The following is a 6989-nucleotide window of genomic DNA, read 5'->3' on the forward strand; positions in this document are numbered from 1 at the left end:
AAAACACGACTGCATAGCACGATTGGTTATGTGTCACCCTTTGAGTTTGAAAAGCGGTATTATGATAATTTGACCCTGTCGGGTATTGCTGCCTGACTCAAGTAAATCACTCTCCGATAGAGTCGGGGCGGTTCACTATTTTAACAAGAGAAATATTAGCGTTGTAAAATTGATGTTTTAATGAAATTATAAACGCTATTCATACAGACGGTACGATAATAGCTGTCTTATATTACTTATATCAGTTGGATTTTTTATAAAGACTGATGGTTTAGATTTAATGATAACTAAGCGAAAAGGAATGCCGCTATGGATAATCAAGATATTAATGAAAATAGTATGGATGATCAAAATATGAACAATCAAACACTGAAAGGTGAATGGAACCAACTCAAAGGCTCCGTAAAACAAAAGTGGGCGGATCTGACAGATGACGATCTCACTCATATTGAGGGTGACCGTGATAAATTGGTTGGCCGTGTTCAAGAACGTTATGGGCATTCAAAAGAAGATGCAGAGCATGATGTAGATGACTGGCGTCGCGAAAATCAATACTAAATAGAACCTTTTCTCTAACTCTTTAATTTCTATTACTTATAATAAAGACTGCATTGAGAATATGCGGTCTTTTTTTAATGTATAAACTGTAGCGGTAATTTATCCTTTCATTACTTTTACCTTTGTCATCGCGTAAAAAATTAAAAAATCTGTTACGCAAATTCATCATGTCATAAACTGAATATTAAAGAGAAAACTACTGTAATAACTACTGAGACAATTGTAATTGTTTTGATTTTACCTATTTTTAATAAGGAGAACGCTGTGACGGGTAGCTGTGCAAAATTATTAGCAGACAAAGGATTGACGGTGGTCTTTATTGAAAGCGCAACTGCTGGCTATTTAGCGCATCGTTTTTCTGTCAGCCCTTATTCAGGTGATGTGTTAATGGGTGGACTGGTGTGTTATGACGTTGCTATAAAGAAAAAGGTGCTAAAGGTATCCAGCGAGTTAATTGAGGAATGTACGCCTGAGTCTCAAGCAGTTACCCGAGAGCTCGTCATTCAATCCAAAACGATGTTTGACGCTGACTTGCATGTTGCTTGCACGGGGCTGCTAAAGCCTGGCGGTTCTGAAACCAAAGAAAAACCCGTTGGGACGTTTTTTTATTGTATCGGCTATAAAGGTGAGTTTTATGAGTTTCGCAGCCTTTGTCACGGCGCGCTTGAGCAAAAACTGCTTTCATATCAACCTTATTTGTAAGAGTGTTATTGAGGTGGTCAACCAGTCATCCTAACTAATTTATTATCTTAGTATTTAGAGCTTTAGCCCACCCCCTTGAATGATGGCATCGATTGCATACTTCATCTGGCGCTAAAATACACTCGACATATGCGCAATGCATACAGGCATAAGGCTGTCCGTGTTCTATCTTTTTTGTTGCCTGAAATTCTTTGGGGAAAATAGGTAAGCCATATTGCGTTTCATCATGTGGAAATAACAAAACACTGAACTCACCATCTGTTTCGAGCAATCCAACCTCCACTTGCCCTAAATGACGCACGCCTTGTTGACGCATTTCAGTAAAAAATTCATCATGCGACATTTTACCTTTTTCGACATCCTCAATTATCAACAAACCATTTTCTACAATATAAGTGGGTTTGCCTTCTAATAGAAGCTCAAAAAACTTGTGCTTCGTGGTAAACCACGTGAAAAGTCTATAAAGAAGTAGGACAAGGCTCATGATGAGCACCGCTTGAATAAGCGGTAAGTCTTCTGTGAACATGGGATCACCAGCGATAGAGCCTAGTGCCAAAATCATAGTTAACTCAAAAATAGTGAGTTGGCGAATCCCGCGTTTGCCTGTACTTCGTAACAATAAAATGATTAGGCAAAACATGAACGTAGTACGTATTGCTATTTCTGCTGCAAAACTCCATGTTGTGTCATAAATGAAAATACTGGTCCAGTTCATATCACGCTCCTATTAGGACTTTAGACCATCATGGTAAGTTATCTTTTTCTAAATTCGTTAGAAATGCAGCAAAACCTTCTGCCGTACGTGCTTGCAATCGACTACTGGTCGTTACACGGACGCGATTGCTCCAAGTAATGTCATAGCCATGAACTTCAAATCTTTTAACCAAATCCACGTCTTCATGGCAAGGCAGCGGCGAAAACCCGCCAACAGCCAAATAAGCCTCACTGCTAAAACTCAAATTTGCCCCATGAATATGACGATGCCCCATTTTGTCTTGATAATGAGCGATATAACCTTCACGCGTTTGTGGCATCAAATGCTCCCAGCTATCAACGCTCACTACGCCACAAATAACATCAGTTGGCTGACGCGTAACTTGTTCAACTTGCTGCACCAACCAATCAACAGGTACAACTGTGTCGGCATCTGTACAGGCAAGCCATGTTGCACCTTTTGCAATCGCATGACGAATGCCTATGTCTCTCACTTTACCCACACATTGGTAGTCACAGCACAGATAATCAACGCCGGCGGCTTTGACGATTGATTGCGTATCATCAGTACACCTATCTAGTACCACCAATGGATATGCCGAGATGGAGGGTGGTAGTTGTGAAATGGCGCACTGTAATGCTGCCAAACACTTAATGATAGACGTCACTTCATTGTGCACAGGAATCACAATACCAATTTTTATATTACTCATGGATGCCCCTCGTATTTATCGACTGTTAGACGTCTTCATATTAAATTTTCTTGCATAGCGACCGTATTTGGAGAATTTTGCCAAACATCTAATAAAAAATCACTATCGACCACTTGGCTTTGATGATTAAAAGTTACTTGGCAAGATGCCTTATCGTTTGCGGCATTAAATGCTTGGTGTAGGCGTTGATGCACGGTTTCTCCCGTCATCGCAAACCCATCAATCGCATAGCGCCAATGACAGCATAGCAATGTACCGTCTATAGCAATATTCTGCTGCGCCCAAGCAATCACTGTATCGATATCATTGGGTTCTAGATAATATAAAACCTCGCTAATGACAATTAAATCAAAAGGTGAGCGAGTAGCAGAAACATTGTCTGATAGAGAATCGGTATCTATAAGTTTCCTTTCTAGGTTCAATAAAATAGTAGGAATCACGCCCTGAATGACATAAGCATGAGGCAATTCTGCTAAACGTTCTTTGGCAAGTTTCACGGCCTGTTGATTGCCATCAATGCTGATTAGAGTCTGACAACGCTGAGCCAATAACTCACTCAGCACACCGTTCCCGCAGCCCAGTTCAATAGCATAGTGATAATGAGATTTTGGCAGCATGGCTAGACAAATCTCTCTCTTACGCTTTTCGTACCAACGCGTTTGATACTGCCAGGGGTCGGTATTGTTGTGATATAACGCGTCAAAATAGGTTTCTGAATAGTTATCATATTGGCGAACGTCGACCAAATTGGTATTAGAAGCATGGCTCATACAGATAAACCTCCCAAGGTTGGCTGATTCTAGCGATAGTTTGCGCAGATAAAATAGGTGGATTGTCCGTACTGTCATCAGCAGTAATCTGACTTTTAAAACAGGCAATGGCTTCTATTTTACGCTGTAGTTGCTCAGCGGTTAAATCTACACGCATCGCACAGTCCCACGGGATACGGCTATCGGCAGGTTTTGCCCAATGCCACGCCCAAATCAACACTTGATAGCAGGATAAATGATGCCGTTTGGCAAACGAGGTGACTACTTGCCCGGTTGCTTCGTGATCAGGATGGCCATCACGTCTAAAGGTCGTCACTAAAACATCATTAGGCTCAATAAAGTCAGCCAGCTTTTTATAAAAATCTTCTTGCTGATTAAAGACTTCGCCATCTGTTAAGTGTAACGCTCTAGTCGTGACCTGATGAGCGATTCCTAAAGCTCTTAACGCTTTCATGCTTTCAAGCGGACGAATAACATTGAGGTTTTCTTGAGAGTAGAGGGTTGAGTTTGGATGGCTTTGCGTACCGTTAGTCACGTGAATAAGTACAATAGGATTGCCGTTCACCGCCAGCTGTTGCAATAGCCCGCCACATCCTAGAATTTCATCATCAGGATGCGGCGCAAAGATACAAATGCGTTGATGGGCAGCAAAGCGTTTTGCGATATTTAATGAAGGAAGGTTTTGTAGCCCAGACCAATTTTTCCAGCTATCTGGACTGGTACCATCGCCTTCGATAACGCGGTCACCCACAATTGGATGGTTAGAGTCAGGAGTAGCAGCAAGCATAACAGCATTATCTTTGACCATACGCTTTATAGCATTATTAGATGTTATAGTTGCCATGTATGGTTTTGCCCCTCTGTTATATCATTAGCTAAAACACTGGTTAGCTCGCCGATTTTTTTTAAGTCAAACGCTCCATGACTTTGGCGGATAAATACAGGAAGGTCTGCCGATAACCTTGCAAAATGAGCATTACGACAAAATGGCGCAGCGCCCAACGCTTGACCAACTCCCTCCATTATTTGGCGAGCGACCTTTTCAACTTGTGATCTTAGCTGGCGTATGGCAAGTTCGTGGCAGAGCTGTGGCTGACTATCGATTAAATTAGCAACATAATGAAAATACTGCTGAGTGACTGCCAATGCTGTGCTAATCTCACCCAAATACATGGCTTTATAATCGTTTGGTTTGTGCTGATAAGCAGTGACTAAATAGTTGGCTAAACAAGCCGTTGCCCCAAACCAACAAGCCGCCACTCCCGCAGCCCCATGCCAAAACCCTACTCGCTCTAGATAAGCATTTGTAGCTCCCACTTGATTGGCGGTTACGTTAGAGAAATGAACAGTCGCCGTATCAGTGGCTTGCATACCAACCGCCTGCCACTCACTATCGTCAACTTCAATACCAGATTGTTTCATGTCAACCACAAACAGTTGCGCGTCATTATTAGCATCACGATAGGTCATAAGCGCATGGTCAACCATGTTTGCTCCTGAGCACCAAGCTTTGGTACCAGTAACTTGACCTTGGTCATAACGGATAGGATCAGGATGCCCTTCTGCTGCCCAAACGGCCCAAAGCCCTGGCTCTGAATCACCATAGCCCAATTCATGTAAAATACTTAGGGCATCTAGATGCGATTCAAACCATTTAGCAATCGTTAAATCAATCCCTGCCACATAAGCCAAAACCTGCCAACGCGCCAATGTTCCTGATGTTGCACCATTTACATTTTTAGCTCCACCAGCAGGATGCGGAACTTTGTCGCTATAACCGATTAACACCTTTAAAATATTATGGCGTAATGTATCGCTTGCAGCCAAGGTGCTGATAGATTGGTTATCAATACCTGTGATATTTTCTATACTAGCTTTCATCTCTGTTAGTAAAGAATTTTTAGTATCTAACGTTAGCATGAGAATCTCCTAGCTATTTTTATAAACCAGACTCTTGGACTGTATCAGGTAGTGGGCTATCTGTTTGATGCCCTTTGTTGTTATATAAGTCCTCTAAGAAACCTTGATACCAAGAGTGAAGGTTTTCTTGCTGTAACCCCTGCAATAAGCATTGATAGCGAGCGATTCGCTCATCTAATGACATAGTTAATGCTGTTTTCAGGCCATCTGTCATGCTTGTTGGTCGGTATGGATCGATGATGACCGCCGCTTGCATTTGTTCAGCGGCCCCTGCATAACGTGAGACCAATAGCACACCCGGATCATCAGGATTTTGCGCGGCGATATATTCTTTAGCGACCAGATTCATGCCATCTTTAAGCGAGTTGACCCAACCGATATCACTCTGCCAAAACAACGTCATCAATGCTTCATGGCTTAATACGGTTTCGCTATAATTAATGGCTGGGCGACTTCCGGCGGCATCTTTTTGACCTTGTTTATTTGGTAAAAACTGCTGATTGATATTATCAACCTCTTGTCTGACAGTGTTATAAAGCTCATGATAAACCGGTAAATCTAAGCGACTGGGGCAGGCAACTTGTAATAGCGTCAGCTGTTTTTGATAGGTCGGATTTTGCTCTAAAAATTCACGATAGGCTGACAATCGTCTTAACAACCCTTTTGAGTAGTCAATCCTATCCACGGCAATAATTTGCTGGTCGGCAGATTTTATCAGCTTTTTTTTATCGGTGTGTGTAGCAAATTGCGAGGATAAATGGCTAACTTGCTGCTGGATTTTTGCCACATTGGTGCCGATTGGATAAGCATCAATCAGTAACCTGTGGTGGACCCCTGAGCCTAAATTTAGCAGAATTTGTGTATCTATCGACCGATTAGCAGTACTAAGGTGTTGCTGGGAATGTAAGATGTTTATTGGTAAGCCTTCTAAATAGTGGGTTAGATGGATGTTTGTTAAGAAGTGATCTTTTAGATAATGCTGGACGACGTCAAGACAATTGGCCTTATCTTGCTGAGTTTGCGTACCGAATACATCATAGTAAGCAAAATGATGAATAAGCTCAGCGCTTCTATCCAGCTGTTGCCAAAATGGCAGTGACACAAATGGAATATGTAAGAAAAAGCCGATACGATTGTGAATACCCAGCTGCCTACAATGATACGCCACGCTTAAAAAATGATAATCATGCACCCAAATCACATCATCAGGCTCAATAATCTTCTTTAATTGTTTGGCAAAAAGGTGGTTTACCGTTTGATAGCCTGCGTAATCCTCTGGCGCTTGACTAATTAAATCAACTCGCTCGTGCAATAATGGCCACAGTACATTGTTGGCAAAGCCGCAGTAAAACTGCTGATACTGCTCAGTGGTAAGTGCAGTGGTCATATAAGTGATGAATGTATTGGCACACGGCGCGTCAGCGTCTGCTAAAGCAGTATGTTTGATACTGCTAAATTCATTAGTATAATTATCATTATAGCGCTCGACAATTTCACCATTCCACCCCATCCAAACGACTGATTTTCCGTTCAACACGTCTTGCAGTACTATTGCAAGTCCACCTGCCATTGGGTTGTTATCAGGCATTTTAACTCGGTTAGATAGGACGAT

General features: G+C 41.9%; 8 protein-coding genes. 2 read left to right on the forward strand and 6 right to left on the reverse strand.

Annotation, left to right across the window (positions count from 1 at the left end):
* The first annotated feature begins 309 nt into the window (after nt 1-309).
* Nucleotides 310-558, forward strand: a complete 249-nt coding sequence (locus tag ACP69U_RS13385) for a CsbD family protein (RefSeq protein ID WP_426138781.1) — start codon at nt 310-312, stop codon at nt 556-558.
* 264 nt (nt 559-822) lie between these two features.
* Nucleotides 823-1260, forward strand: a complete 438-nt coding sequence (locus ACP69U_RS13390) for a CinA family protein (protein ID WP_426138782.1) — start codon at nt 823-825, stop codon at nt 1258-1260.
* Between the two features lie 34 nt (nt 1261-1294).
* On the opposite strand, the gene ACP69U_RS13395 is transcribed toward ACP69U_RS13390, so the two are convergent.
* From ACP69U_RS13395 to ACP69U_RS13420, 6 genes are all read right to left on the reverse strand, one after another.
* Nucleotides 1295-1975, reverse strand: coding sequence for a DUF421 domain-containing protein (locus tag ACP69U_RS13395; RefSeq protein ID WP_426138783.1), 681 nt, complete (start codon nt 1973-1975; stop codon nt 1295-1297).
* A gap of 28 nt (nt 1976-2003) precedes the next feature.
* On the reverse strand, nt 2004-2678 hold the full coding sequence (locus ACP69U_RS13400; RefSeq protein ID WP_426138787.1) for a glycosyltransferase: 675 nt from the start codon (nt 2676-2678) through the stop codon (nt 2004-2006).
* Nucleotides 2679-2722: 44 nt separating this feature from the next.
* The gene (locus tag ACP69U_RS13405; RefSeq protein WP_426138784.1) at nt 2723-3457 is read right to left on the reverse strand and encodes a class I SAM-dependent DNA methyltransferase; all 735 of its coding nucleotides are present in this window, start codon (nt 3455-3457) and stop codon (nt 2723-2725) included.
* The gene (locus tag ACP69U_RS13410) at nt 3441-4244 is read right to left on the reverse strand and encodes a PIG-L deacetylase family protein (protein WP_426138788.1); all 804 of its coding nucleotides are present in this window, start codon (nt 4242-4244) and stop codon (nt 3441-3443) included. The genes ACP69U_RS13405 and ACP69U_RS13410 overlap by 17 nt, the downstream gene beginning before the upstream one ends.
* 44 nt (nt 4245-4288) lie before the next feature.
* Nucleotides 4289-5377 (reverse strand): acyl-CoA dehydrogenase family protein, encoded by a 1089-nt coding sequence (locus ACP69U_RS13415; RefSeq protein WP_426138785.1) that lies wholly within the window; start codon nt 5375-5377, stop codon nt 4289-4291.
* A 19-nt stretch (nt 5378-5396) separates the two neighbouring features.
* The coding region (locus ACP69U_RS13420) for an alpha,alpha-trehalose-phosphate synthase (UDP-forming) (protein ID WP_426138786.1) at nt 5397-6989 on the reverse strand (1593 nt) is incomplete at its 5' end.

The sequence above is a fragment of the Psychrobacter sp. TWR1-1-1 genome, from assembly GCF_049895865.1.
GTDB lineage: Bacteria > Pseudomonadota > Gammaproteobacteria > Pseudomonadales > Moraxellaceae > Psychrobacter > Psychrobacter immobilis_A.

Excerpts from the sequence above, each read along its gene's own strand:
- ACP69U_RS13385 (WP_426138781.1), top strand. The coding sequence starts at position 310 with ATGGATAATCAAGATATTAATGAAAATAGTATGGATGATCAAAATATG.
- ACP69U_RS13395 (WP_426138783.1), bottom strand. The coding sequence starts at position 1,975 with ATGAACTGGACCAGTATTTTCATTTATGACACAACATGGAGTTTTGCA.
- ACP69U_RS13405 (WP_426138784.1), bottom strand. The coding sequence starts at position 3,457 with ATGAGCCATGCTTCTAATACCAATTTGGTCGACGTTCGCCAATATGAT.
- ACP69U_RS13410 (WP_426138788.1), bottom strand. The coding sequence starts at position 4,244 with ATGCTTGCTGCTACTCCTGACTCTAACCATCCAATTGTGGGTGACCGC.
- ACP69U_RS13415 (WP_426138785.1), bottom strand. The coding sequence starts at position 5,377 with ATGCTAACGTTAGATACTAAAAATTCTTTACTAACAGAGATGAAAGCT.